The 25464-nt window shown below is 56.2% G+C and carries 21 protein-coding genes; 5 read left to right on the top strand and 16 right to left on the bottom strand.

Annotation, left to right across the window (positions count from 1 at the left end):
- Positions 1 to 64: 64 nt before the first annotated feature.
- The 5 genes from C4885_RS08725 to recQ all read right to left on the bottom strand — a co-directional run bounded on the left by C4885_RS08725 (position 65) and on the right by recQ (position 11731).
- Positions 65 to 2323, bottom strand: a complete 2259-nt coding sequence (locus tag C4885_RS08725) for a DNA topoisomerase (ATP-hydrolyzing) subunit A (RefSeq protein ID WP_113999955.1) — start codon at positions 2321 to 2323, stop codon at positions 65 to 67.
- Positions 2324 to 2343: 20 nt separating this feature from the next.
- Positions 2344 to 4323 carry a type IIA DNA topoisomerase subunit B gene (locus tag C4885_RS08720; protein WP_113999954.1) on the bottom strand — a complete coding sequence of 660 codons (1980 nt, stop codon included), beginning with the start codon at positions 4321 to 4323 and terminating at the stop codon, positions 2344 to 2346.
- 165 nt (positions 4324 to 4488) lie between these two features.
- Positions 4489 to 7452, bottom strand: coding sequence for an excinuclease ABC subunit UvrA (uvrA, locus tag C4885_RS08715; protein ID WP_242979521.1), 2964 nt, complete (start codon positions 7450 to 7452; stop codon positions 4489 to 4491).
- Complete coding sequence (gene uvrB / locus C4885_RS08710) at positions 7449 to 9515, bottom strand: excinuclease ABC subunit UvrB (protein ID WP_113999953.1); 2067 nt, start codon at positions 9513 to 9515, stop codon at positions 7449 to 7451. Before uvrB ends, uvrA begins: the two co-directional genes overlap by 4 nt.
- A 344-nt stretch (positions 9516 to 9859) precedes the next feature.
- Entirely contained in the window at positions 9860 to 11731 is a 1872-nt protein-coding gene (gene recQ / locus C4885_RS08705; protein WP_113999952.1) for a DNA helicase RecQ, read from the bottom strand.
- A gap of 199 nt (positions 11732 to 11930) precedes the next feature.
- Between recQ and hpf the strand changes: the two genes are divergently transcribed.
- Positions 11931 to 12443 (top strand): ribosome hibernation-promoting factor, HPF/YfiA family, encoded by a 513-nt coding sequence (gene hpf / locus C4885_RS08700; RefSeq protein WP_113999951.1) that lies wholly within the window; start codon positions 11931 to 11933, stop codon positions 12441 to 12443.
- A 334-nt stretch (positions 12444 to 12777) separates the two neighbouring features.
- On the opposite strand, the gene C4885_RS08695 is transcribed toward hpf, so the two are convergent.
- Positions 12778 to 13563: a RadC family protein gene (locus C4885_RS08695; RefSeq protein WP_113999950.1), complete on the bottom strand. Its 786-nt coding sequence runs from the start codon at positions 13561 to 13563 to the stop codon at positions 12778 to 12780.
- 75 nt (positions 13564 to 13638) lie between these two features.
- Between C4885_RS08695 and C4885_RS08690 the strand changes: the two genes are divergently transcribed.
- Positions 13639 to 14613 (top strand): RluA family pseudouridine synthase, encoded by a 975-nt coding sequence (locus tag C4885_RS08690; protein ID WP_113999949.1) that lies wholly within the window; start codon positions 13639 to 13641, stop codon positions 14611 to 14613.
- Between the two features lie 462 nt (positions 14614 to 15075).
- Here C4885_RS08690 and C4885_RS08685 read toward each other — a convergent pair whose 3' ends face one another.
- The 9 genes from C4885_RS08685 to C4885_RS08645 form a co-directional block, all read right to left on the bottom strand.
- Positions 15076 to 16479: a pyruvate carboxylase subunit B gene (locus C4885_RS08685; RefSeq protein WP_113999948.1), complete on the bottom strand. Its 1404-nt coding sequence runs from the start codon at positions 16477 to 16479 to the stop codon at positions 15076 to 15078.
- 45 nt (positions 16480 to 16524) lie between these two features.
- A complete protein-coding gene (locus tag C4885_RS08680; protein WP_113999947.1) occupies positions 16525 to 16887 on the bottom strand; it encodes a biotin/lipoyl-containing protein in 363 nt (120 codons plus the stop codon).
- A gap of 21 nt (positions 16888 to 16908) precedes the next feature.
- The gene (locus tag C4885_RS08675) at positions 16909 to 18231 is read right to left on the bottom strand and encodes a carboxyl transferase domain-containing protein (RefSeq protein WP_113999946.1); all 1323 of its coding nucleotides are present in this window, start codon (positions 18229 to 18231) and stop codon (positions 16909 to 16911) included.
- Positions 18232 to 18448: 217 nt separating this feature from the next.
- Entirely contained in the window at positions 18449 to 19243 is a 795-nt protein-coding gene (locus tag C4885_RS08670; RefSeq protein WP_113999945.1) for a pseudouridine synthase, read from the bottom strand.
- Positions 19244 to 19374: 131 nt separating this feature from the next.
- The gene (ytfJ, locus tag C4885_RS08665; protein WP_113999944.1) at positions 19375 to 19758 is read right to left on the bottom strand and encodes a GerW family sporulation protein; all 384 of its coding nucleotides are present in this window, start codon (positions 19756 to 19758) and stop codon (positions 19375 to 19377) included.
- Complete coding sequence (locus C4885_RS08660; protein WP_113999943.1) at positions 19758 to 20744, bottom strand: hypothetical protein; 987 nt, start codon at positions 20742 to 20744, stop codon at positions 19758 to 19760. Before C4885_RS08660 ends, ytfJ begins: the two co-directional genes overlap by 1 nt.
- Positions 20741 to 21313, bottom strand: a complete 573-nt coding sequence (gene scpB, locus C4885_RS08655) for an SMC-Scp complex subunit ScpB (protein ID WP_113999942.1) — start codon at positions 21311 to 21313, stop codon at positions 20741 to 20743. Before scpB ends, C4885_RS08660 begins: the two co-directional genes overlap by 4 nt.
- On the bottom strand, positions 21291 to 22064 hold the full coding sequence (locus C4885_RS08650) for a ScpA family protein (protein WP_113999941.1): 774 nt from the start codon (positions 22062 to 22064) through the stop codon (positions 21291 to 21293). The genes scpB and C4885_RS08650 overlap by 23 nt, the downstream gene beginning before the upstream one ends.
- A 42-nt stretch (positions 22065 to 22106) precedes the next feature.
- Positions 22107 to 22781 (bottom strand): site-2 protease family protein, encoded by a 675-nt coding sequence (locus C4885_RS08645; RefSeq protein ID WP_113999960.1) that lies wholly within the window; start codon positions 22779 to 22781, stop codon positions 22107 to 22109.
- A gap of 231 nt (positions 22782 to 23012) precedes the next feature.
- On the opposite strand from C4885_RS08645, the gene rpmB reads away from it, so the two are divergent.
- The 3 genes from rpmB (at position 23013) to C4885_RS08625 (ending at position 25256) form a co-directional block, all read left to right on the top strand.
- Entirely contained in the window at positions 23013 to 23201 is a 189-nt protein-coding gene (gene rpmB / locus C4885_RS08640; protein WP_113999940.1) for a 50S ribosomal protein L28, read from the top strand.
- 153 nt (positions 23202 to 23354) lie between these two features.
- On the top strand, positions 23355 to 23528 hold the full coding sequence (locus tag C4885_RS08635) for a DUF4250 domain-containing protein (protein WP_113999939.1): 174 nt from the start codon (positions 23355 to 23357) through the stop codon (positions 23526 to 23528).
- A 507-nt stretch (positions 23529 to 24035) separates the two neighbouring features.
- Positions 24036 to 25256: an acetyl-CoA carboxylase biotin carboxylase subunit family protein gene (locus C4885_RS08625; protein ID WP_113999937.1), complete on the top strand. Its 1221-nt coding sequence runs from the start codon at positions 24036 to 24038 to the stop codon at positions 25254 to 25256.
- Between the two features lie 2 nt (positions 25257 to 25258).
- Here C4885_RS08625 and C4885_RS16745 read toward each other — a convergent pair.
- The coding region (locus C4885_RS16745; RefSeq protein WP_207657588.1) for a hypothetical protein at positions 25259 to 25464 on the bottom strand (206 nt) is incomplete at its 5' end.

Below are 25464 nucleotides of genomic sequence, written 5' to 3'. Positions count from 1 at the left end.
AGCAAAATGCAAGAACTTTACCCTGCCTTGTGCAGAAAAAGATTGCATTGCCTTTTTTTGCTCCTTACAGACTCATCTGCTCGGTCGTGTCCTCCTGGCGGAGCAGCGCGCCGGCTGCGGGCAGGGTGCGCACGCGGTAGCGGTGCGGGTCTTTCAGTTCCAGCCCCGCCGCCGGGCGCACTTTGGCGATTCGGGCGTTCTTTTTCAGCGTTACCATGTTGATACCGGCGGTATCGCGGGTAGCCTTTTCGGGAATCAGCGCACTGCCGACCAGGATCAAGCGTGGGCCACCGGTGCCGCCGCTGGTGAAGACGGCCAGCTCGGTTTCTTCCTCAATGTGCAGCATTGCGGCAAGTTCTTCCTTATCGCTATAGGCTTTCAGCAGCTTGCGGCGGTTCTGCTTGGTCATATAGCTGGCCAGCGGGATCTTTGCACACTTGCCGTTCTGGTAGAAGAACAGCATGTAACCACGGTAATCGACTGTGACCGTCATGAACAGCGGCACTTCGCCCTCTTCCATTTCCAGCTTGGAAGCGACATAATCACCCAGCACGCTGGCCTTGGTATCGGCAAATTCCGATGCGCGGGATTTGTACACCTGGGCATGGTTGGTAAAGAAGAGCAGCTCGGCGCTGTTGGTGGTCTCTTTGGTATAAACCACCTCGTCGCCGTCTTTCAGCTTCTGCTCGCCAGACATGCGCAGGCTCTGCGGGGTAATTTTCTTGAAGTAACCTTCCCGCGTAAAGAACACCGTGACCGGGTAATCCGGGATCTCGTTCTGCTCATCGGCAGCAGAATCGTCCGGCAGGTCGTACAGAATTTCCGTTTTGCGGGGGCTGCCATACTTTTTGGCAACATCGCCCAGCTCAGTCATAATGATCTTGCGGATGCGGGCGGGGCGTTTGAGAACATCTTCCAAGTCTGCGATTGCCTTTTCCAGTTCCTCAATTTCCTCGGTGCGTTTGAGGATATACTCACGGTTGAGGTGGCGCAGCTTGATTTCCGCCACATACTCAGCCTGCACTTCGTCAATGCCAAAACCGATCATCAAGTTGGGCACAACCTCGGATTCTTCCGCAGTGTTGCGCACAATTTCAATTGCCTTATCAATATCCAGCAGGATAGCTTCCAGGCCGCGCAACAGGTGCAGACGCTTTTGCTTGCCCTGCAGATCATAGTAGGTGCGGCGGCGCACGCATTCGGAGCGGAATGCGATCCACTCCAACAAAATCTGGCGCACACCCAACACGCGGGGCTGGCCGCCGATCAGCACATTGAAGTTGCAGGCAAAACTGTCCTCCAGCGGGGTTGCCTTGAACAGACGCGCCATCAGCTTGTCCGGGTCCTGGCCGCGCTTGAGGTCGATGGTCAGCTTCAAGCCGTTCAGGTCGGTTTCATCACGCATATCGCTGATCTCACGGATCTTGCCCAGTTTGACCAGCTCGGTGATCTTATCCATGATGGCTTCCACCGTTGTGGTCGGCGGAATGCGGGTGATGTCGATGCAGTTGTTCTCTTTATCGTAAGCCCACTGGGCGCGCACGCGGATGCTGCCGCGGCCTTTTTCCAGCACATTCTGCATCTCGGCGGCATCATACAGGATGGAACCGCCGCCGACAAAATCCGGCGCGGGCATCAGCTGGGCCAGGTCCGCCTGGTCGTCTTTCATCAGGGCGATGGTTGCATTGCAGAGCTCCACCAGGTTGAAGGAACAGATGTTGGACGCCATACCGACCGCAATGCCCAGTGTGTTGTTGGCCAGAATGGTCGGGAAGGTGACCGGCAGCATCGTCGGTTCGGTGGTGGTGCCGTCATAGTTGGGCACAAAATCCACGGTATCCTTGTCGATATCGCGGAACAGCTCTTCACACACGGGTTCCAGCTTTGCCTCGGTGTAACGAGCGGCGGCGTAAGCCATATCGCGGCTGTACGCCTTGCCAAAGTTACCCTTGGAGTCCACAAAGGGCACCAGCAGGCTTTCGTTGGAACGGCCCATACGCACCATGGTGTCGTAAATGGCGGCATCGCCGTGGGGGTTCAGGTGCATGGTGCTGCCCACGATGTTGGCGCTTTTGGTGCGGGCACCTTTCAGCAGGCCCATGCCGTACATGGTATACAGCAGTTTGCGGTGGGCGGGCTTGAAGCCGTCAATTTCCGGCAGCGCGCGGGAAACAATAACGCTCATGGCGTAAGGCATGTAGTTTGTTTCCAGCGTATCGGTAATGGGGCTTTCGATGACCTCACCGGCAGAGAGGATCTCGACGTTATCGCCCAGCTGCGGGCGGGCAGGGGCGGCTTTCTTTTTGGTTGCTTTTTTTGCCATTTTGCTCTCTCCTCCCCTGATTAAGATACATCCAGATCGTCCAGATATTCAGCGCCGTGCTCCGCAATGTGCTCCTTACGGCCCTGCAGATTATCGCCCAGGAGCAGGTCAAATACCTCCGCCGTGCGCTGAACATCGGTGGGCAGAACTTTAATTAAGCGGCGGCTTTCAGGGCTCATGGTGGTCAGCCACATCATTTCGGGGTCGTTTTCGCCCAGACCTTTGGATCGCTGGATCGTAAACTTCTGGCCGTCGATCCGCTTCATGATATCGGCCTTTTCCGGCTCGGTATAGGCAAAGTAGGTCTTATTTTTGGTGTTGATCTCATACAGCGGGGATTCCGCGATATACACATACCCCTGATTGATGAGGGTGGGGGTCAGGCGGTAGAGCATCGTCAGCACCAAGGTGCGGATCTGATAACCGTCCACATCAGCATCGGTACAGATGACGATCTTGTTAAAGCGCAGGTTGTCCAGATTAAAGGTAGCCAGGTCCTTATTGTGGCTGCCGCCCAGCTCCACGCCGCAGCCCATCACGCGGATCAAGTCTGTGATAATGTCAGACTTGAAAATGCGGGCGTAATCGGCCTTCAGGCAGTTCAGGATCTTGCCGCGAATGGGCATGATAGCCTGGAACTCCGAATCGCGGCTCTGTTTGACCGCGCCCATAGCGGAATCGCCCTCCACGATGTACAGTTCGCGGCGGGTGGCATCCTTGGTGCGGCAGTCCACAAATTTCTGCACGCGGTTGGCCAGGTCCATCTGCTGGGTCATTGTTTTTTTGATGGACACACGCGCTTTTTCAGCGTGCTCGCGGCTTTGCTTATTGATTAGCACCTGCTTGCAGGCTTTTTCGGCTTCGTCCGGGTGCTCCACAAAGTAGACTTCCAGCTGGTGCTTGAGGAACTCCGTCATGGCCTGGGCTACAAACTTGTTGGTGATGGCCTTTTTGGTCTGGTTCTCGTAGCTGGTGCGGGTGGAGAAGCTGGAGGAAACCAGAATCAGGCAGTCCTGCACATCGTTGAAGGTGATGGAGCTTTCGTTTTTCTTGTACAGACCCTTATTTTTCAGCCAGTTGTTGATCTGGTTGACAAAGGCCAGGCGGACAGCGCGGTCCGGGCTGCCGCCGTGCTCCAGCCACGAAGAGTTGTGATAGTATTCCAGCGTTTGCACCGCGTTGGAAAAGCAAAACGCCACGTTCATTTTGACCTGATATTCCGGCTGATCATCACGGTCGCGGCCGATTGCGGAACCGGAGCAGAAATACACCGGGGTCAGGGTTCCCTCACCGGCGATCTCATTGGCATAGTCCTGAATGCCATGCTCATAGAAATATTCGATTTTTTCGGCACGTTCGCCCGTGCGGTCGTTGAACACGAGAGTCACACCGTCATTGACAACGGCCTGGCGGCGCAGCATATCCTTGAAGGTATCCGCCGGAACATTGATGTCGGTAAACACATCGGTGTCCGGTTTCCAGCGGATGACGGAGCCGGTGCGGCGGCCGGTGAACGGCTCTTTTTTCAGCCCGCCGACATTCTCACCTTTTTTGAAATCCAGGTGATAGTGCATGCCATCGCGGTAAATATCCGCAGTCATCCATTCGCTGGAATACTGGGTGGCGCAAAGGCCAAGGCCGTTCAGGCCAAGGGAGAAGTCATAGTTGCCGCTCCCTTCGCCATATTTGCCTCCCGCGTACAGTTCGCAGAACACAAGATCCCAGTTCCAGCGTTCTTCAGCTTTATTGTAATCGACGGGGATACCGCGGCCAAAGTCCTCTACTTCCACAGAGTGATCCGGGTAAAGGGTAACGTTGATTTTGTTGCCGTGGCCGTCACGCGCTTCGTCGATGGAGTTGGATACGATCTCAAAAATGGAATGGGCACAGCCTTCCACACCGTCAGAGCCAAAGATAACGGCCGGGCGCTTGCGCACACGGTCTGCACCTTTTAAGCTCTTGATGCTTTCGTTGCCGTATTCTTCCTTCTTTTTTGCCATTCGGCAGTTCCCTCCCGTTTTTGGATGCAGGGAATCACGCTGCTGCGTACCCCTGTGCGCGCAGAATTTTGCTTTTTCAGGCGCGTAAAGATAATTAAACCACAGGTTGACAGGAATTGTCAAATCCAATTTTGCGTTTTTGCTGCACAAAGTTCCCTGTTGTGGTTATTTTTTGTCTGCTTTTTTGCGTTTGCGCGGCGGCTGGGCGGAGGCTTTTTCCTCTGCGGGCGCCGGGCGTCCCGGCTCTTCCGGCACGGGGGCCGGAGCTGTGCCCTGCAGTTTCCAGGCGCGCTCCAGCACGGGTTTCAGGTACTGGCCGGTGAAGGAGTTCGGGTTCTGGGCCACCTGTTCCGGCGTACCTGTTGCCACAATGGTACCGCCGCCGCTGCCGCCCTCCGGCCCCAGGTCGATGATATAGTCGGCACGCTTGATCACATCCAGGTTATGCTCGATCACGATCACGGTGTTGCCCGCATCAGCCAGCTTATCCAGCACCTTGACCAGGCGGTGCACATCGGCAATGTGCAGGCCGGTGGTAGGCTCGTCCAGAATATAGACGGTTTTGCCGGTATCGCGGCGGGCAAGCTCGTTGGCCAGCTTGACACGCTGGGCTTCGCCGCCGGAAAGTGTGGTGGCCGACTGGCCCAGCTGCACATAGCCAAGGCCGACTTCCTGCAGGGTTTGCAGTTTGCGCGCAATTTTGGGCTGGTTGGCAAAGAAATTGCAGGCTTCCTCCACCGTCATATCCAGCACATCGGAGATGTTTTTGTCTTTATATTTTACTTCCAGCGTTTCGCGGTTATAGCGCTTGCCCTTGCAGACATCGCAGGGAACGTAAATATCCGGCAGAAAGTGCATTTCGATCTGCACAATGCCGCCGCCCTCGCAGGCTTCGCAGCGGCCGCCCTTGACGTTGAAGCTGAACCGGCCGGGGCCGTAACCGCGCTGTTTGGCATCCTGGGTGTTGGAGAAGAGGGCACGGATATCGCCGAACACACCGGTGTAGGTGGCCGGGTTGGAGCGCGGGGTGCGGCCAATGGGCGACTGGTCAATGCCGATGACCTTATCGATCCATTCCATCCCCTGAACTTCGTCACACTGGCCGGGGCGGCTGCGGGCGCCGTTGAGCGCTGCGGCCAGCGACTTATACAAAATTTCATTGACCAGCGTGGACTTGCCGGAACCGGAAACACCGGTCACGCAGATCATTTTGCCAAGGGGAAAATCCACGGTAATGTTTTGCAGGTTGTTTTCCCGCGCTTTGACCACCGTGAGCATTTTACCGTTACCGGAGCGGTGGGCGGTGGGAACTTCCACAAATTTGCGGCCGGAAAGGTACTCGCCGGTCACACTGCGCGGGGCATTGCAGATGTCCTCCACACTGCCGGCGGCCACGATCTCGCCGCCATGCACACCGGCACCGGGGCCGACATCCACAATATAGTCCGCCTGGCGCATGGTGTCCTCGTCGTGCTCTACTACAATCAGGGTGTTGCCCAGGTCGCGCAGGCGCTTCATGGTGGCAATCAGCTTATCGTTATCGCGCTGATGCAGGCCGATGCTGGGTTCATCCAGCACATACAGCACGCCGGTCAGTGCGCTGCCGATCTGGGTCGCCAGGCGGATGCGCTGGCTTTCGCCGCCGGAAAGGGACGATGCGCCGCGAGACAGGGTCAAGTACCCCAGACCCACGCTCTTCAAAAAGCCCAGACGCTCTTTGACCTCTTTGAAGATGGAGGCAGCGATGACTTCATCCCGCTCGGACACTTTTGCCGTCTGAATAAATTCCAGCTCCTCGTTCACGCTCATATCGCAGAACTGGGCAATGTTGATGCCGCCCACCGTGACGGCGAGGCTGGTGGGCTTCAGGCGTTGGCCGTGGCAGGTGGGGCACTCCTCGCTGGACATGACAAGGGCGATTTCCTCCTTGACCCACTCGCTGCCTGTTTCACGGAAGCGGCGCTCCAGGTTGGGGATAATGCCCTCAAACGTGTTCATATAGGTGCCGGAGCCAAACATATTCTCGCGCTGCATCTCGATTTTTTCAGTTCCGGTGCCATACAGGATGGCGTGCACGGCTTCTTTGCTCATCTCCTTGATGGGGGTATCCAGCGTAAAGCCATAGCGCTTGCCCAGCGCTTTGTAATACATTTCAGAGATGGATCCCTCCGCATAATACCAGCCGCTGGCCTTGATGGCACTTTCGCGGATGGACTTGTGCGGATCCGGAATCACGCGGGCCGGGTCCACCTTCATAAAGGTGCCCAGGCCGGTGCAGGTTTCACAGGCGCCAAAGGGATTGTTAAAGCTGAACATGCGGGGGGAAAGTTCGTCAATGGAAACACCGTGCTCCGGGCAGGCATAGTTCTGGCTGAACTCCATCGGTTCACCGCCGATAACATCAATGATGACAAGGCCGCCGGTCAGGGCAACGGCAGTCTCAATAGAATCGGCCAGGCGGCCGCGCACCGTATCATTGATGGACAGGCGGTCCACGACGATTTCAACGGTATGCTTGATATTCTTTTCCAGCTTGATCTCTTCGTCCAGATCATACATGTTGCCGTCAATGCGCACGCGGGCGTAACCGCCGCGGCGGGCAGCGTCCAGCTCCTTGGCCTGGGTGCCTTTGCGGCCCCGCACAACAGGGGCCAGCACCTGGAAGCGGGTGCGTTCCGGCAGTTTAAGCACCTCGTCTACCATCTCGTCCACCGTTTGCTGGCTGATGACGCGTCCGCAGACCGGGCAGTGCGGAACGCCGATGCGGGCATACATCAAACGGAGATAATCATAAATTTCCGTCACGGTGCCCACGGTGGAACGCGGGTTGTGGCTGGTGGTTTTCTGGTCAATGGAAACCGCCGGGGAAAGGCCGGTGATTTCGTCCACATCGGGCTTTTCCATCTGGCCCAGGAACATGCGGGCATAGCTGGAAAGGCTTTCCATATAGCGGCGCTGGCCGTCCGCAAAGATGGTATCAAAGGCCAGGCTGGACTTGCCGGAGCCGGAAAGGCCCGTCATAACAATCAGCTTGTTGCGCGGCAGAACCAGGTTGACGTTTTTCAGGTTATGCTCCCGTGCGCCCTTGATCGTAATGCGGTTGTTGGCATCAATTTGAATGTTGCTCACTTTTTATAGCTCCTTCTCCCCTTGCCCGTTTTGCGCTGTTTTTCAGCGGCGCGGCGGGTGCTGGTATCGGCGGTAGGGTCCTCCCCGCGCTGCAGCTTTTCAATCTCATCACGCAGGAATGCGGCGTGCTCAAACTGCAGCAGGCGGGCGGCTTCTTTCATCTCGCGGGTCAGGCGGGTAATGGTCTGTTCGCGTTCAGCGCGGCTCATACGGTGCTGGCGCATCTTTTTGTTTTCTTCGCTCATGCTGATTTCCAGCCCGCCGCCGATGGCTTTCACGATAGTTTTTGGTGTAATGCCGTGTTCTTTGTTGTAGGCATCCTGGATGGCACGGCGGCGCTCGGTTTCCATGATGGCGCGCTCCATGCTGGGGGTTACTTCATCGGCGTACATCAGCACCACGCCGTTTGCGTTGCGGGCCGCGCGGCCAATGGTCTGAATCAGGCTGGTTTCGCTGCGCAGGAAGCCCTCTTTGTCGGCATCCAGAATGGCGATCAGCGAAACTTCCGGCAGATCCAGGCCCTCGCGCAGAAGGTTGATGCCGACAATCACATCAATGGCACCGGTGCGCAGGTCCTTGATGATCTCCATGCGCTCAAAGGTATCCACCTCGTGGTGCATATACTTGGTGTGCACGCCGTGTTCTTCCAGGTAGTCGGTCAGGTCCTCGGCCATTTTGACAGTCAGGGTGGTAACTAGGGCACGCTCGCCGCGGTCGATGCGCTGCAAAATTTCGCCCAGCAGATTCTCGATCTGGCCTTCCACTGGGCGCACCATGATGACGGGGTCCAGCAGACCGGTGGGGCGGATGACCTGCTCGGCCACGCGGCTGGAATGTTCCCGTTCATAGGGGCCGGGGGTAGCGCTGACAAAGATCGTCTGGCCGACCTTGGATTCAAATTCCTCAAATTTCAGCGGGCGGTTGTCAAACGCCGAGGGCAGGCGGAAGCCATATTCCACCAGCGTTTTTTTGCGGCTGTAGTCCCCGCCGAACATGCCGCGGACCTGCGGCAGCATCACATGGCTTTCATCCACCATCAGGATAAAATCTTTGGGGAAGTAGTCCAGCAGCGTGGTGGGGGTGGAGCCGGGGGCACGGCCGGACAGCACGGCAGAGTAGTTCTCGATGCCCTTGCACATGCCAACTTCCTGTAGCATCTCCATATCGTACTGGGTGCGCTGCTGGATGCGCTGGGCTTCCAGCAGTTTGCCCTCTGCAGTAAAGGCCTGCACCTGCTGTTCCATCTCGGTCTGGATCTTGGCGAGACCTTCTTTCATTTTTTCAGGGCCGACGATATAGTGGCTGGCGGGGAAAATGGCCACATGGCGCACAATATTTTTGCGCTCGCCGGTCAGGGGATCAAACTCGGAAATGCGGTCGATTTCATCGCCGAAGAATTCGACGCGGATGGCGTATTCATCATTATAAGCAAGGTGGATATCCACAATATCGCCGTGAACGCGGAACTTATTGCGGATAAAGTTCATATCGTTGCGTTCATATTGCAGCTTGACCAGGCGGCGGCAGAGCTCGTCCCGCTCCATCTGCATACCGGGGCGCAGGCTGATGACCATGCTGCGGTAATCGATAGGGTCGCCCAAGGAATAAATGCAGGAAACCGACGCCACAATGATAACATTGCGCCGCTCCGACAGTGCCGCCGTGGCCGAATGGCGCAGGCGGTCGATCTCATCATTGATGGCGCTGTCTTTTTCAATATAGGTATCGGTGGAGGGGATGTAGGCTTCCGGCTGGTAATAGTCGTAATAGCTCACAAAATATTCCACCGCATCATCGGGGAAAAATCCGCGCATCTCGGTGCAGATCTGACTGGCCAGGGTTTTGTTTGGTTCCAGAATCAGTGTGGGGCGGTTGCACTGTGCAATGATATTGGCCATCGTAAAGGTTTTGCCGGAGCCGGTAACGCCCAGCAAAGTTTGACCTTTATCCCCTGCTTTCAGGCCCTGCACCAGCGCTTCAATCGCCTGGGGCTGGTCGCCAGTCGGTTTGAACGGTGCTTTGAGGTGGAACACCTCGGTTTGATTTTCCTGTTGCTCCAGCATAGCGGACCTCCCCTGCTGTTGGTCGTTTATTTACAACTTAAATTTGTCTTATACAACTTACTGTTGTTTCATTATAGTATAGATCTTTTTAATTGTAAAGGCAATACCGCATAATTCTAAGTGCCGATACGGCGAGCGAGGTGCGGCAGCTGCTAAGCCAAAAGCGCAGATAATACTTTGTGTATTATCGAGCATTTTGGCAACGCAGGTGCCGTGCCGCAGCCGCCGGAGCGGTGCTTAAGCCGTCAGGCGGGAATTGTGCGGTATTGCCTAAAGGCATTTTGCGGCTTTTTATGCCTTTTATGCGCTGCTGCCGGGGCTGCATCCGGCAGCGGCATTTCGGCTTATTCTTCCTCCGAGTGTTCGCGCACCCATTTGGCAATATGCTTAATGAATGCCTCACCATATTTGGCAGCTTTTGCATCGCCGACGCCGGAAATGCGGCGGAAATCCCCCATGGTGCGCGGCTTAAGCTCGGCCATCTCGTCCAGGCTGACATTGTTGAACACGATATATGCCGGAACGTGGTTTTTCTGGGCCAGTTCGCTGCGCAGGGTTTTCAGGCTTGCCAGCAGCGAATCGTCCGCTTCCGAAAGTGCGGTGCGGGCAGCCGTCTTTTTGCGGGAAGCACGGCGCTTGGCCTGGGTTTCCTGCGCGGTGGCGGCGCGCTCCTGCATGGTAACCTGCTCACCGTGGAAAAGCACCGCCGGAGCCTTGGCTGTCAGGGTGATGACCGGGAACTCATCGCCGGTTTCGGCCAGGTAGCCCTGCTCCTGCAATGCATCCAGGTAAAGGCGCATGCGCTGGGGCGGCACATCCCGCATGATGCCATAGGTCGGGAACTGGTCCAGCCCGCGCTCCAGGGTTTTCTGATCCTTGGCGCCGCGCAGCATCTGCACCAGCGCCACAACCCCCAGCCCGCCGGGCCAACGCTTTTGGATGCGCGCCACGCCGGAAAGGATCTTCTGTGCTTCGGTGGTGATGTCGGTCTGCACAAACTCGCCGGTGCAGTTAGAACAGTTGCCGCAGCCGCCGGTGTGGTGCTCGCCGAAATAATCCAGCAGATAGCTGCGCAGGCAGCGGGTGGTTTTGCAGTACCCCACCATCACGTCCAGCCGCTCGCGGTCCCGCCTGGCGGCGGCTTCGGCCTGTTCAGGGGTTAGCTCATCGTTATCGTGGGAGTTCTGGATAAAATACTTTGCCGTCTGCACATCCCCCAGGGAGAACAGCAGGATGCACTCGGCGCGCTCGCCATCGCGCCCGGCGCGGCCCGCTTCCTGATAGTAGTTTTCCAGATTTTTTGGCATATTATAATGCAGCACAAAGCTGACATTGGATTTATCTATGCCCATGCCGAAGGCGTTTGTTGCAACCATGACCCGCTTGCGGTCATAGACAAAATCTTCCTGATTTTTGCTGCGCTCCTCCGGGGTAAGGCCCGCATGATAACGGGTGGCGGAAATGCCAACGGATCGCAGCTCCTTACAGACGGACTCTACCGATTTGCGGGTAGCGCAATAGACAATGCCGCTGCGATCCCGGTGGTCGAGAATATATTCTTCAATATAACGTTCTTTATCCCGCGGGCGGGCCACACCAAAATAGAGGTTGGGGCGATCAAAGCCGGTGGTCAGCGTAAAAGGCTGGTTGAGCTGCAGCAGGGCAATGATATCCTGCTTGACCTGTTCCGTTGCCGTTGCCGTGAACGCACCAATGACCGGGCGGTACGGCAGACGGGAGATGAATTCAGCAATTTTCAGGTAGCTGGGGCGGAAATCCTGACCCCATTGGGACACACAGTGGGCTTCGTCCACAGCCACAAAAGCGATACGGGCGTGCATGGCAAGGTATAAGAAACTGTCCGTCAGCAGGCGTTCCGGGGCAACGTATAGAATTTTATAGTCCCCCTCCAGCGCGGCACGCAGAATGGTGCTGTAAAGCCCTTCCGGCAGGGCGGAGTTCAGGCAGGCAGCATGCACGCCCTCCTCTTCCAGGGCGGCAACCTGGTCCTGCATCAGGGAAATCAGCGGTGAAATGACCAGCGTAAGCCCCGGCATCAGCATGGCCGGAACCTGGTAACAAACAGATTTGCCTGCGCCGGTGGGCATAACACCGAGGACATCCTGGCCGGAAACGATGGCATCCACCACCTGTTCCTGACCGGGGCGGAAGCTGTTGTGGCCGAAGTATTGCTGCAAAACGGAAAATTTATCCATGAATTCGTCCTTTTCTGGATGAGTGCGGCAAGTTGTGAACATTTTACAAAATTTTCAATTCACCCGCAAAAACATTTTGACTTTTTGTATAGATTTGCTATAATAGAGGTACAGGAAGCAGCTGTCGAAAATGAAGCCAAGTTGGCAGCGGGCTTTCTGGCAAGGGTGCTGGGCACCCAAAACAAAGGGAGGTTGTCCTATGAAAGTTACATGTACCGGCCGTCGCGTTACGCTCAAACCGAGCTTTATCGAAAATGCGGAAAAGAGGCTTGCGAAGCTGGACAAGTTTTTCCCTGACGAAGCACAGGCACAGGTTACCGTCACGGTAGAAAAAAGCGGGCAGACCGTTGAGATCATGCTGCGCAGCAAGGATCTGGCCATGCGCGCCGAAAAAACGGATGAGCGCATGGAAGATGCCCTGGCCGACGCCGTCGATCTGCTGACCCGCCGTGTGGTAAAGTACCGCAAGCGCCTTGGCACCAAGCTGACCGCTGCAGCAGCGGAAATACCCGCTACCGAGCCGGAAGAAAGCATGGATATTGTGCGCGAAAAGCACTTTGCCCTGAAGCCCTGCAGCACTGAGGAAGCCATTTTGCAGATGGACCTGCTGGGGCACAGCTTCTTCCTGTATCACAGCACCGAGAACGACAAGATCCAGGTCGTTTACCGCCGCGCTGATGGCGGGTACGGCGTGCTGATCCCGGAAGCATAAGCTGGCAGCTTAAACTTAACCTAGGGCAACACCGCACAATTCCCGCCTTGCGGCTTAAGCACCGCTCCGGCAGCTGCGGCGCGGCATCTGCGTTGCCAAAATGCTCGATAAGACATCCAGTATTATCTGCGCTTTTGGCTTGGCATCTGCCGCACCTCGCTCGCCGTATCGGCACTTAGAATTATGCGGTATTGCCCTAGCGCCGCACAAACGGCATAACTTTGCCGCCCCTTTTACGGGGCGGCATTTTTTATTTGTTTTGTATGGTTCAAGGCAAACCCTGCTGCCTTGCGCCCGCGGGACATGCCGGGTTTGCTTTGTGCTTGAGGCGCATTCAGCGCTTGATTTGTTTGGGCTTCTCCGGTTCCATCGGCCAGGTGGCACGGGCGGCAAACAGCAGTTGGCCGGTACTGGGGTTATACTGCGGCACACGGCCATGCTCTGCCATGCTGAACCAGTCGGTAGGCGTCAAAATCACATGATCCAGCACATCAATGCCAACCTGGCCCAATGCCAGAATAATGGCCTGCGTGGCAAGCAGATCCGCATTGGAAGCCGCCGCCAAACCGGACGGATGGTTATGCGCCAGCACAACACAGGTACACTGGCTGGCAACGGCATCCCGCAACAGCTTATGGGTATCAAACTGCACGCGGTTGGGAATGCCCGATGCAATGTAAATTTCTTTGAGCGGGACATAATCGTCATTCATGGCGATCATATAAAACTCTTCCCGCTTGGGGTCGTTGAACAGCGGGCGGATATACTCACAGCACATCTCAGCGTTGCGCAGCTGAACAGGGTGTTCCTTGTGCTTTTGGATCTGGTAAAAGCGGGCAACATCCCGGAAGGAATGCAGCAGTCTTGCGCTGGCGGGGCCAATGCCCTGCACCTGCATCAATTCTTCCTCGCTGGCATCCAGCACTTGGCAAAATCCGCCAAAATGCTGGATCAGGCGGTGAGCCAAGGGGTTGGTATCCCGGCGCGGAATGGAAAAGTACAAAAGATATTCCAGCACCTCATGCGCGGCAAGGCTGGTTAAGCCATCGCGGGCAACGCGCTCCTGCATGCGGGCACGGTGCTCTTCATGGATCGAATTGGTGGTTTTCTTTTCCGGCATGGGCGCACATCCTTTACCTTTGGCTGTTCTTATTATATACTATTGTTTGAAGATTGCAAAGAGGATGTGACCCCCATGAAAAAGTTTATCGCAGGCGAAAACGAAAACGGCGTGCGGCTTTCCCGCTTTGTGGAAAGCGTGACCAGGGACATGCCGCGCAGCCTGCTGTATAAAAGTTTCCGCAACAAGCGCATTAAGGTGAACGGCAAGCGCGGTGAAGCGGACACCCGGCTGAGCAGCGGTGATGTGATCGAGCTGTATATCAACGATGAGTTCTTCCCCGAAAAGCCGGTGGTCCCGGCCAAAAAGCCGCCGCGCCGCCAGCCGCCGGTCAAGGTGATCTATCAGGACGAAAACATTGCGGTGCTGTACAAGCCCGCCCACCTGCTGTGCCACAGCGACCGCACCGGCGATGCCAACCTGGTGGATGCCTTTTGTGCCCAGCTGCAGGCCAGCGGCGAATATGACCCCAAGGCTGAAAACCGCTTTGCACCCGCCATCTGCAACCGGCTGGACCGCGGCACCGAAGGGCTTGTGATTGCCGCGAAAAAATACACGGCCCTGCGGGATATGAACGAGATCATCCGCAATGACTGGATGAAGAAAGAGTACCTGACCATTACCATCGGTGCCCCGCCGGCCGGGCGGCATGTTGCCTGGCTGCAGCACAGCGAAAAAGGCAACAAGGTGCGCATTCACGCCCATGAAAGCGAGGGGTACAAAAAAATCATCACCGATGTAACGGTGATCCGCTGCATTGGGCCGTTTGCGCTCTGCCGCATTGGACTGATTACCGGCCGCACGCACCAGATCCGTGCGCACCTGGCTTACTTGGGGCACCCGGTGCTGGGCGACATCAAGTACGGCAACCGCAACATGAACGAGAAAACCGGGTTTAAGACGCAGGCACTGTGTGCCCAGCGGCTGACGTTTGGCAATATTCCGGAGGGAAACACGCTGCACTATCTTTCCGGCAGGGTCATCAAGCTGGCAGACCCGGAGATTGTAAAGCAGTTTGATGCGTTGGAGAGGAAGCCGGGACAGGAATAAAGGAGTGCCGTTGGGTTAGGATACGGTTGGTTCGCCGTTATTTATCGTCCGTAATCGTTTGTAGCATTGTAACATTTTAGAATGATTAGCGGGGCGGCGGTTTGCATTTATGAGGCGTTCGTCATGGGGCCGATTTTTCGGTGAATTTTTAGGCAACGGGCGCACGATGTGTGTCCCTACTCGTGTGGTAATTCTAAAGCTTTACTTTTTATGATTTGGAGACTTTCTCCATTTGGCTTTGTTACGAAGCTGCTCTAATTTTTTAGATAGAGCAAAAAGGTAAAGTTTTAGTCTTAACACACTACTACGGGGGTACGTTTTGGGCTTAGTTCCATGTGATATTTGAAATGCGCACCCAAGTTATGCCTGACAAAAAAGCGAATATACAAAAACACCCGCAGGGATCGGCCAAGTGGCTTACACCTGCGGGTGTTGCTTATTGCTTATTCAGCGCAGCTGGAATCAGACCGGATGAGACTTGTTCTCATAGTCAGCATGCAGAGCGTCCACACCGTGCATACGGGCATTGCGCTTTTCGAAGAACTTGGGAGCAACCTGCGGGAACATAGCGTAGGTCAGAACGTCCTCTTCCTGAATGGCATACTTGGCAGCTTCGGCCTTCAGCTTGTCCATTTCGGGGGCAAGGGTATCAGCAAAGCGGCAGGTAATGGGCTCTTCGCCCTTCAGAATAAAGTCGCTGAATTCCTTCTTGATGGGAGCGGGAGTCTTGCCGTAATCGCCATGGACCAGGCCCTTGAACTCCTTGGTGACCATCTTGTAGCGCTCACCCATGATGACGTTGAACACAGCCTGAGTGCCAACGATCTGGGAGGTCGGGGTGACCAGCGGCGGGTAACCGGCATCCTCACGCACGCGGGGGATTTCGGCCAGAACTTCGTCCAGCTTATCTTCCTTGCCAGCGTCCTTGAGCTGCTTAAGCATGTTGGAGAACATGCCGCCCGGAACCTGATACAGCAGGGTGTTGGCATCAACGCCCAGGCTCTTCGGATTGATCTGGCCGTTGGCGATGTACTTTTCGCGCAGTTTGGCGAAGTAAGCACGCACAACGTTCAGCTGGTTCAGGTCAAGGCCGGTGTCATAATCGGTGCCCTGCAGGGCGGCGACCAGGCTTTCGGTCGGCATATGGGAAGTGCCCAGAGCCAGCGGGCTCATGGCGGTATCCACAATGTCAGCACCGGCTTCGATGCCCTTCAGGATGGACATGGAGGCCAGACCGGCGGTGTAATGGCTGTGGATGTCAACAGGGATGCTGACGGTCTTCTTCAGCTCGCTCACCAGCTCGGCGCAGGTGTAGGGCTTGAGCAGGCCTGCCATATCCTTGATGCAGATAGAGTCTGCGCCCATCTCTTCCAGGGTCTTGGCATACTTGGCAAAATACTCGTTGTTATGCACCGGGCTCAGGGTGTAGCTGATGCAGGCCTGAACATGTGCCTTTTCCTTGTTGGCTGCCTCGATGGCAGTCTTCAGGTTGCGGGGGTCGTTCAGAGCATCGAAAATACGGATCACATCAATGCCGTTGGCAACGCTCTTCTGTACAAAGTACTGAACGGCGTCGTCAGCATAGGGGCGGTAGCCCAGCATGTTCTGGCCGCGGAACAGCATCTGCAGTTTCTGATGCGGCAGTTCTTTACGCAGGATGCGCAGACGCTCCCACGGATCTTCGTCCAGAAAGCGGATGCAGGAGTCAAACGTTGCGCCGCCCCAGCACTCCACAGAGAAGTACGGGATCTTGTCCATTTCGGGCAGGATGGGACGCATTTCATCCATCGTCATACGGGTGGCCAGCAAAGACTGATGCGCATCACGCAGAACGACTTCGGTAATCTTAACAGGTTTCTTAGCCAATCTCGTTCACCTCATTTTTTAACGTTCGGGATCGTTTACGCTTTATCAGCCCATGGTGTACAGCACATCGCCGGAGTTGACGGTATCGCCCTTGCGAACGTCAATGCTGGCAATGGTGCCGTCCTGCGGTGCGCTGATCTCGTTTTCCATCTTCATGGCTTCGAGGATCATGACAACATCGCCAGCCTTAACAGCAGCGCCTGCCTTGACCTTGATGTCCAGGATGGTGCCCGGCATGGGAGCGTTGACAGGAACAGAACCAGCGGCAGCGGGTGCAGCAGCCGGAGCAGGTGCAGCGGCGGGTGCCGGAGCGGCAGCCGGGGCAGCAGCAGGAGCAGCGCCGTTGGTGTTTTCTTCAACGGTAACGTTGTAAGCAACGCCGTTCACGGTAACAGTCAGGTTTTTCATAAAAAGGATCCTCCTTAAATATTACAGGGTGATGTTGCCGTGTTTCTTAGGCAAACGGGTGGTGCGCTTGGTGGCCAGCATATCCAGGGCCTGTGCGGCAGCAGCACGCACATCGGCAGCCTTTACAGCGGCATCGGCAGCACCGTTGGCAACAGCGGCAACTGCGCTGCACTGCTCTGCCTTGTAGGCAGCAGCCTTCTGCTTGGTAGCCTGCTGGATGTTGTCAGAAGCAAAGATCTCGTCCTTGTACAGAACGGTAGCGGCGGTTTCCGGTGCCAGCGGGGCAACGGTGCAGCCGTCCACAGCAATACGCCAGTCAGCGGAAGCTGCAAAGACGGTGTAGATGGGGCCAACAGCCTCACCGGCAAGGATTGCGACCTTAACGGTGGTAGCTTCGGCATAAACGCCAGCCATACGGGCAGCCTGGCGGATGCCGCCAGCCTGGTCGTCGCCTTCGCTCTTGACAAAGCCTTCCGTGTTGACAACAGTCACAACGGGAATGCTGTAAGCATCGCACAGGCGCACAAAACGGGCTGCCTTAGCGGTGCACTTGTGGCACAGGGTACCCTTGGCGGTAGCAACGATACCGACAGCCTGGCCGTTGACGGAACCAAGTGCGGTATAGATGTTGCGGCCATAACCAGCGTACAGCTCGGTCAGGCTGCCTGCATCGGCAATAGCCTCGGCAGCGCTCTTGGCATCATACTTGACCAGGTTGAGCGCAGCGGCGGGAGCTTCGAAATCAAACACAGCGGGGCCAGCCAGGTTGTTGGCCGGCAACATACCCACAACGCGGGCAGCGGCGGAAGCTGCCTTGACGGCATCTTCTTCCACGATAGCGGCAACGCCTGCCTTGGCGGCAAACTCAGCAGAGCCGGCAGCCTTGACCTTGTCCTCTGCATTGAAAGGAGCGGTCAGGAACAGCTCAGCGTCAGCTGCCATGATGCAGACATCAGCTGCGGCGGCCTGCACAGCGCTGGTGCCGGCGCAGGTACCGGTAACAACGGCAACCTGAGGCACAACGCCGGAGATGCGAGCGATCTCAGCGGTCAGGCGGGAGTTTGCGTTCAGCAGCTCCAAGCCGCCTTCCAGCTTAGCGCCGGTAGAATTGTAGAACGTTACAACGGGATTGCCGGTCTCAGCGGCCATTTTCAGCACGCGAGTGGTTTTATCCAGATCTGCCGCGCCAACGGGTTCCCCGTTCTGGTAAACGGCATAAACGCTTTGGCCATTGGCACAGCCGAACGCTGCGCTGACGGCACCGTCAGTAAACAGAGGAGAATAGTTCCCCTCATCAAAAAATGCTGCAAGGATTGCTTCCTTGCCTGGCTTATTAGCTGCCATACATTGACCTCCTGTTTATTCAATGAGCAAGATGGTTATCATATGCCATATGGCTTTATTATACTACTTCGTCGAAAAGCAGACAAGTGGAAAGCGCCAAAAAGTTTTGCGTTTTGCCTTATTTTTCAGCTTTTTTCTGCACGGTTTGCCCAAAATTATGACAAAGCCGCCCCTTGCGGAGCGGTTTGTTTGCATAGAATGTTGTGATTCAGCTTGCTTAGTCGTGCTTGATGGGGCCGGGGCGGCGGGCGGCGGTAGGGGCGGCTTTGCGGGCCGGGGCAGCCTTGAGCGCGGCATTGCGCAGGGCACTAATCTCGGATTTTTTCAGTTCGCGGTATTCGCCAGGCTGCAGCATGCCCAGTTTGACCGGGCCTTCAGCGCTGCGCTTCAGGCGGATGACCTCCAGGCCGACTGCTTCGCACATGCGGCGGATCTGACGGTTGCGGCCCTCGTGCAGGGTGATCTCCAACACCGTGCGGCCGGGTTCATCCACCACAACATGGATGACGGCGGGCTGGGTTTTTACACCATCGTCCAGCACAACGCCGCTGGACATTTTGACAACCTGTTTCTCGGTCGCGCGGGGGCGCACAGTAACGCGGTACAGCTTGCCCACGCCGCCGGAAGGATGAGTGAGCAGGTTGGCAAATGCGCCGTCATCCGTCAGCAGCAACAAGCCTTCGCTGTCTTTATCCAGACGGCCGATGGGATACACACGGCGGTCCACGCCGGTGAGCAGATCCATAACGGTCTTGCGGCCGCGTTCGTCCGATGCAGTGGTAATATAGCCGCGGGGCTTGTTAAGCATCAGATAGGTATACTGGCGCTTGCGCACAATGCGCACGCTTTTGCCGTCAATGCTGACTTTATCAAAGTCGGGGTCCATCTTATCCCCCAGCGTGACCGGGTGGCCGTTGACCTTGACGCGGCCTTCATCAATCAATTTTTCTGCAGCGCGGCGGGAGCACACGCCCTGGTCCGAGAGTACTTTTTGAATCCGTTGTTCTGCCATGGTGTTCCTTTCCAATATCAGGGTAATATCCGCCGGGTGGATTTGCTTATATGAGAATGTCCTCCCGGCATTTCAGTTGAACAGCCCGCTTTGGGCCGGGTTCCGGTTGGGGAAAAATGAAATCTGTCCGCTTATTCCTGCGGGGTTTCGGGCTTGTCCTTTTTGATTAGGGCGCTGATGCGGTCCACAAGGTCCGGCAGAGCGTTGATAGCGCTGTCCACCGGGCTGACATGTTCCACCAGCTGGATGGTGCGCACATTGCCGCCGCTGATCACCAAAAACGCGATGGGTGCAATGGAAACGCCCGCGCCGGTGCCGCCGCCAAACATCTGCTTGTTGGTTTTTGCGCCAACATCAGAGCCGCCGGAGGCAAAGCCAAAGGTAACGCGGGAAATGGGGATGATGGTTGCTCCATCCACCGTGATCGGTTCGCCAATGATGGTATTGGCATCCACCAGTTGGCGGATTTTTTCCATGGTAACGCCCATCATGCCTTCAATCGGATGTTCTGCCATTATAAATTACCTCCCTGTTCTGTTTCAGGTGTATTGTATTTGGGATGTTTTGGGGGCAGCAGCTGCGGGTCATGCCGGGCATGCCACACAAAGCACACCACTGTAACCAGTGCCAGCAGCGGGCAGAGCAGCAGTTTGAGCGAAACCACACGCTGCTGTTTGGCGCTGCCGGTGTAATCAGCCTCCAGCCAGAGCTGATCCGCCTGTATTTTAATGTGGTCCTGTGCGATTGCCAGGATGGTGTTGAGGGTGGTCAGCGTCTGGCCGTACAGGATGGCCGTTTCTGCGGCGGTCTCCCCTGTTATCGTCCAGATCACATTCAGCTTGCTGACGCGGAAGCCGCGCAGCAGCGGCCCCACACTGGTGCGCAGCACGTTGAACAGGTGCCGCACATAGCCAACGGGGTCCGCCCTGACTGCCGCTTTGATGCGGTCCACAAGGCCGGTATCTTCTTCCGGCTGTGGTTCCGCGGCAGGTGTTTCCGCTGCCGGGGCAGATTTGGCTTTTGGTTTTGGTACTGCCTGTTCCGGCTGCGGGGATGTTTCCGGTGCTTTTGGTTTTCCCTGTTCCTTTTCAGCGGGCGGGGCCGGTTCTGCTTTTTGGGGTTCTTCCGGCGCTTTTTCGGGCTTTGCTTCCGTGGGTTCCGTCTGCTTTTCCATTGTAAGTTGTGCGGGCAGTTCCGCTTTTGCAGGCGGCGGGGTTGGCTTGGGCGGTGCGGCGGAAGTCGGCTCGGTTTTGGGCGTGTTCCCCTGCTTTGTTTCTGCCTTCGGTTCTGCCTTTTTTTCCTCTTCATCCGCTTTGCGCGGGTACAGGGTAAAGTGCAGCGGGCCGTAACACAGCTGTAAACGCAGGCCGCCGATATGGCTCCAACGGAAGTGAATGCCCGCAGGCAGCAGCAGCGCCAACAGCAAAAGCAAAAGCAGTGCCAGCAAAATCATGCCGATTATTTTTAGCACCATCAGCACAACCGCCAACACGGCGCTCATTGCAGTTCCTCCAGGGTTTGCTGCACCGGCAGTTCTTCTTCTTTCTGGGGGTCGTCATGCAGCGGGGGCAGGTCGGCCAGACTGCCAAGGCCGAACACCCGCAAAAAGGTATCCGTCACCCGGAACGCCACCGGCTTGCCGGGCAGATCCAGGCGGCCAGCTTCCTCAATCAGTCCGCGTTCCATCAGCTTGGACACGGTGGAAGAGGAATCTACGCCGCGCACCTGCTCGATGAAGCTGCGGCTGACCGGCTGGTTATAGGCGATAATAGCCAGAACTTCCAGCGCAGCGGGCGAAAGCGGCGCGTTGCGGCGGGTATCCAAAATGCGCTTGACCACCTCGCCATAATACGGGCGGGTCGCCATCTGCCAGCGGTCGCCGTCAAAATGCAGCAACATCAGGCCGCTTTCGGTTTCATCATAGCGCTTTTGCAGCTTTTCCAGCAGGGTCAGCACCTCTGCCGGGTCGGCGCGCATGGCTTCGGCCAGGCGGTCGGTTTCCACCGGTTCGGCGTTGGCAAACAGCATGGCTTCTAGCATGCCAATTTTATTGCGCTGTGTGATCGGCATCGGCTGCGGCCTCCTTTCCTGTGGGTTGGTTTTGTTTGTTGCGCGGGCGGCGGGCGCGGTCCATCGTCAGGGTTCCGGTTTCATCCAGCCGCACACGCCCGGCGCGGATCAATTCCAGCAGCGCCAGGAACGTTGCCACATTGGTGCTGCGGCTTTCCTGCGGGCTGAACAGCTGGCCCATGCGGCACAGCGTACCTTTCAGCATACCGCGCAGCATGTGGGCCACACGGCTTGCCACCGATACGAACGGCGCGGTGACCAACGGTTCAAACCGCTCCTGGGTGGGCTTTTTGCGGCGCTGGCTGCGGCCCATCAGGCTGAACCACGCCTGCACCAGCCGGTCGGGATCCTGTTTGCGGGAATATTCCGCCGGGCCTTCCGGTTTTTGGGGCTGGCGCACCGCGGTGTACAAATCCCGCGCACGGCTGCCCAACTCCGCCGCCACCTGCTTGCAGGTGCTGTACTCGATCAGACGGCCGGTCAGCTCCGCTTTCATGCGTTCCGCTTCAGGGCTGCGTGGCAGCAACAGGGCGCTTTTCATCTGAACCAGGTGCGCGGCCATATCAATGAATTCGCTGGAGACTTCCAGCTTATCGGCCTGCATGGTCTGGATGGCGGCAGTATACTGCTCAATGAGTTCCATGATATTAATATCATAGAGGTTCATTTTATTTTTGCCAACCAGATAGAGCAGCAAATCCAGCGGACCTTCAAAATTATCTTCCTGTAGCTTAAAGGTAAGTGTTTCCATAAAACAGCGGATATCGTTCCTTACTTAAATTGAGATGTGCCATCAGGCAATGCCGAACAGCAGTTCCACAAAGCCGGTCAGGTTCAGCAGCAAACGCCACGCCGCGTTTACGCAGAGATTGAGCGGGGTGTTGAGCAGGCCAAAGAACACCAGAAGCAGCACAACGCCCATGATGTATTTTTCATACCGCATGGCCTGAAAATACATTTTTTGCGGCAAGAACAGCAGCACAATGCGGCTGCCGTCAAACGGCGGTACAGGGATCAGGTTGAACACGCCAAGGCTGATGTTCATGCTGATCAGAACATAAAGGAAATCCAGCACCAGCTGGGGCGCCGCGCCGCCGCAGGCATAATATACCACTTTATAGAGCAGCATGGCCGCATAGGCCAGCAAAAAGTTGGCGAGCGGCCCCGCCGCGGCGGAAACAGCCATCCCCCGTTTGGGATTTTTGAAGCGCGTAGGGTTGATGCCAACCGGCTTTGCCCACCCGACCCCGGCCGCAATCATGCACAAAGCGCCCAGCGGGTCAAAGTGGCGCAGCGGATTCATGGACAGGCGGCCCATATCCTTGGCGGTGGAATCGCCCAATTTCCAGCTGATAAGCGCGTGGGCGGATTCATGGAACGGGATGACGATCAGCATGGCCACGGCGCGCAGAGCGTAATAATACAGCTCCTGCGGGGAGATCACGCCATTGAGGGCAAAATGATTCATAAAAACCTCAGCATACCGCATAGCAGGCCACACAGGCACATACGGGTAATTATTTAAAGTATTATACCGTACAATCTGCCCCAAAACAAGGGCAGCGGGACACTTTGCACCTGTTTTTGAAAAAATGTACCGTTTCTGCGGATTTTTTACGGATTTTTTCAAAAAGGGTATTGCATTTTGGCTTAAGATTTGCTATTATAGTACAGCTATGTTAAAGGAGGTGCAAGCAGAATGGCCAAATGTGCATGTTGTGGCAAGGGTGTCACTTTCGGCATCAAGGTTTCCCACTCCCATCGTCGGAGCAATCGTACCTGGAACCCCAACGTCAAGCGCGTGAAAGCGGTTGTGGATGGTTCCCCGAAGTATATCTACGCCTGCACCCGCTGCCTGCGTTCGGGTAAGGTTACCCGCGCGGTCTGATCAAGACGCAAAAAATTGCCGGTCACAGTTGGTGGCCGGCATTTTTGCGTGCTTTTTATAAGCGGGTTCCCGTTGCTGTCAGGGGCTGCCTTGGCAGTGCTTTTTTGATTTTTATCAGGATGTATCTGATCAGATACGCCTTAGGAGGTTGCTATGCTGCCAGCTGACCCAATCATCCTGCTCAGTTATATCAACACCCAGCTGCGGGATCATTACGCAAGCCTGGATGCCCTGTGTGCCGATCAGGACGCCGATAAGGATGCCATTTGCGCAAAACTGGCCGATGTTGGCTATGAATACAACGCCAGCCGCAACCAGTTTGTGTAACGGTGTTGATCACACCCACATGCTTTCGCACGGCACTTTGCCCCGCAAGGGGTAAGGTGCTGTTTTTTTGGGTAAACCGCAGCGCTGTTTGCTGCGCAAGGCACGCCTGAAAGCTACGGCAATACCGCATAATTCTAAGTGCCGATACGGCGAGCGAGGTGCGGCAGATGCTAAGCCAAAAGCGCAGATAATACTGGATGCTGCAAAGGTGAGCGCCGCCAGTGGCGGAAACAGCGAACCGAAGCAGGGGCAGCGGTCGCAGAGTGCGAGGGGCTTTTGCCCCCGAAGCACGATGCGGGTACCGCAACCCGACATTATCGAGCATTTTGGCAACGCAGATGCCGTGCCGCAGCCGCCGAAGCGGTGCTTAAGCCGTAAGGCGGGAATTGTGCGGTGTTGCCCTACACAAATAGTGACCCTTCCGCAAACACAAAATTCGGCTGCGTTTGCAGAAACAGGCGATGGTTTCGGCTTTTCATGTGCGCCCTTAAGGGAGGAAAGTATATTTTGAACTTTGTTTTTGTTTCGCCGCAGTTCCCCAAAACCTACTGGAATTTTTGTGACCGGCTCAAGCACAACGGGGTAAATGTGCTGGGCATTGGCGATTCCGGCTATGACGAGATCCCGGACGAGCTGAAAGAATGCCTGACCGAGTATTACCGTGTGGATTCCATGGCGGATTATGATGCCATGGTACGCGCCATGGGGTATTTCACTTTTAAGTACGGCAAAATCGACTGGCTGGAAAGCAACAATGAATTCTGGCTGGAGCAGGACGCCGCCCTGCGCACCGATTTCAATATTACCACCGGCGCACAGAACGACTTTATTGACCGCATCAAGTTCAAGAGCAAAATGAAGGAAAGCTACATCGCTGCCGGGGTACCCGTGGCCCGCCACCACATGGTGCATGAAAACGGCCTGGACGATGCCCGCGCCTTTGTGGCTCAGGTCGGCTACCCGGTCATTGTGAAGCCGGACAACGGCTGTGGTGCCGAGGCCACCTATAAGCTAAAAAACGATGCCGAACTGGAAGCGTTCTATGCGGAACTGCCGGATACTTCCTATATTATGGAAGAATTCATCAACGGCACCATTGTGAGCTTTGACGGCGTAGCCGACAGCCGCTGTGTACCGCTGTTCTACACCTCCAACGTATTCCCCACCCCTTTGATCGACATTGTGAACTCGCTGGGCGATCTTTCCTACTGGACGCAGAAAACCGTGCCGGAGGAGCTGCGGGATGTCGGGTTTCGCACCATCAAGGCATTCGGCGCAAAGAGCCGCTTTTTCCACTGCGAGTTTTTCCGCCTGAACGAGGACAAAGAGGGCCTTGGCCAAAAGGGCGATTACGTTGCGCTGGAAGTGAACATGCGCCCCGCCGGCGGCTACACCCCGGACCTGATCAACTATGCCAACAGCGTGGACTGCTACCAGATCTGGGCCGACATGGTATGCTATGACGAGCTCCGCCACGAAAAGCTGGACCTGCCCCACCACTATTGTGTATACGCAGGCCGCCGCGACTGCCACACCTACAAGCACAGCCATGAGGAGATTCTGGCCCGGTATGGCCGCCAGATGAAGATGTGCGACCGCGTACCGGATGTGCTTTCGCTGGACATGGGCAACCAGATGTATGTTGCCACCCTGGATACCGCCACAGAGCGCGATGCGTTTGTGCGCTATGTGCAGGAGCAGGCCCCTGCACAGGCGGCAAAGGACTGATTTCAGCCGCTTTCTATTTTCTCATTATTTATTTTGACCCTTGACCGGGCACCGCCAGGATTGTTTCTTGGCGGTGCTTTTTGTTGTTTTATATCTTGCGTATTTTCGTGGTTTATTATTTGTTTCTTTGCTTTAGGGCAACACCGCACAATTCCCGCCTTGCGGCTTAAGCACCGCTCCGGCAGCTGCGGCACGGCATCTGCGTTGC

The organism is Subdoligranulum sp. APC924/74 (genome assembly GCF_003324125.1).
Classification (GTDB): domain Bacteria; phylum Bacillota; class Clostridia; order Oscillospirales; family Ruminococcaceae; genus Gemmiger; species Gemmiger qucibialis.
This window is presented reverse-complemented; position numbering and strand designations above follow the sequence as displayed.

Bases quoted from the DNA above. Each gene is read 5' to 3' on its own strand.
- hpf (WP_113999951.1), top strand. From the start codon at position 11,931: ATGAAAGTTACATGTACCGGCCGTCGCGTTACGCTCAAACCGAGCTTT.
- C4885_RS08720 (WP_113999954.1), bottom strand. From the start codon at position 4,323: ATGGCAAAAAAGAAGGAAGAATACGGCAACGAAAGCATCAAGAGCTTA.
- C4885_RS08660 (WP_113999943.1), bottom strand. From the start codon at position 20,744: ATGAGCGCCGTGTTGGCGGTTGTGCTGATGGTGCTAAAAATAATCGGC.
- C4885_RS08670 (WP_113999945.1), bottom strand. From the start codon at position 19,243: ATGGCAGAACAACGGATTCAAAAAGTACTCTCGGACCAGGGCGTGTGC.
- rpmB (WP_113999940.1), top strand. From the start codon at position 23,013: ATGGCCAAATGTGCATGTTGTGGCAAGGGTGTCACTTTCGGCATCAAG.
- C4885_RS08675 (WP_113999946.1), bottom strand. From the start codon at position 18,231: ATGGCAGCTAATAAGCCAGGCAAGGAAGCAATCCTTGCAGCATTTTTT.
- scpB (WP_113999942.1), bottom strand. From the start codon at position 21,313: ATGCCGATCACACAGCGCAATAAAATTGGCATGCTAGAAGCCATGCTG.
- C4885_RS08645 (WP_113999960.1), bottom strand. From the start codon at position 22,781: ATGAATCATTTTGCCCTCAATGGCGTGATCTCCCCGCAGGAGCTGTAT.
- recQ (WP_113999952.1), bottom strand. From the start codon at position 11,731: ATGGATAAATTTTCCGTTTTGCAGCAATACTTCGGCCACAACAGCTTC.
- C4885_RS08725 (WP_113999955.1), bottom strand. From the start codon at position 2,323: ATGGCAAAAAAAGCAACCAAAAAGAAAGCCGCCCCTGCCCGCCCGCAG.
- C4885_RS08635 (WP_113999939.1), top strand. From the start codon at position 23,355: ATGCTGCCAGCTGACCCAATCATCCTGCTCAGTTATATCAACACCCAG.
- uvrB (WP_113999953.1), bottom strand. From the start codon at position 9,515: ATGCTGGAGCAACAGGAAAATCAAACCGAGGTGTTCCACCTCAAAGCA.
- ytfJ (WP_113999944.1), bottom strand. From the start codon at position 19,758: ATGGCAGAACATCCGATTGAAGGCATGATGGGCGTTACCATGGAAAAA.
- C4885_RS08650 (WP_113999941.1), bottom strand. From the start codon at position 22,064: ATGGAAACACTTACCTTTAAGCTACAGGAAGATAATTTTGAAGGTCCG.
- C4885_RS08680 (WP_113999947.1), bottom strand. From the start codon at position 16,887: ATGAAAAACCTGACTGTTACCGTGAACGGCGTTGCTTACAACGTTACC.
- C4885_RS08690 (WP_113999949.1), top strand. From the start codon at position 13,639: ATGAAAAAGTTTATCGCAGGCGAAAACGAAAACGGCGTGCGGCTTTCC.
- C4885_RS08695 (WP_113999950.1), bottom strand. From the start codon at position 13,563: ATGCCGGAAAAGAAAACCACCAATTCGATCCATGAAGAGCACCGTGCC.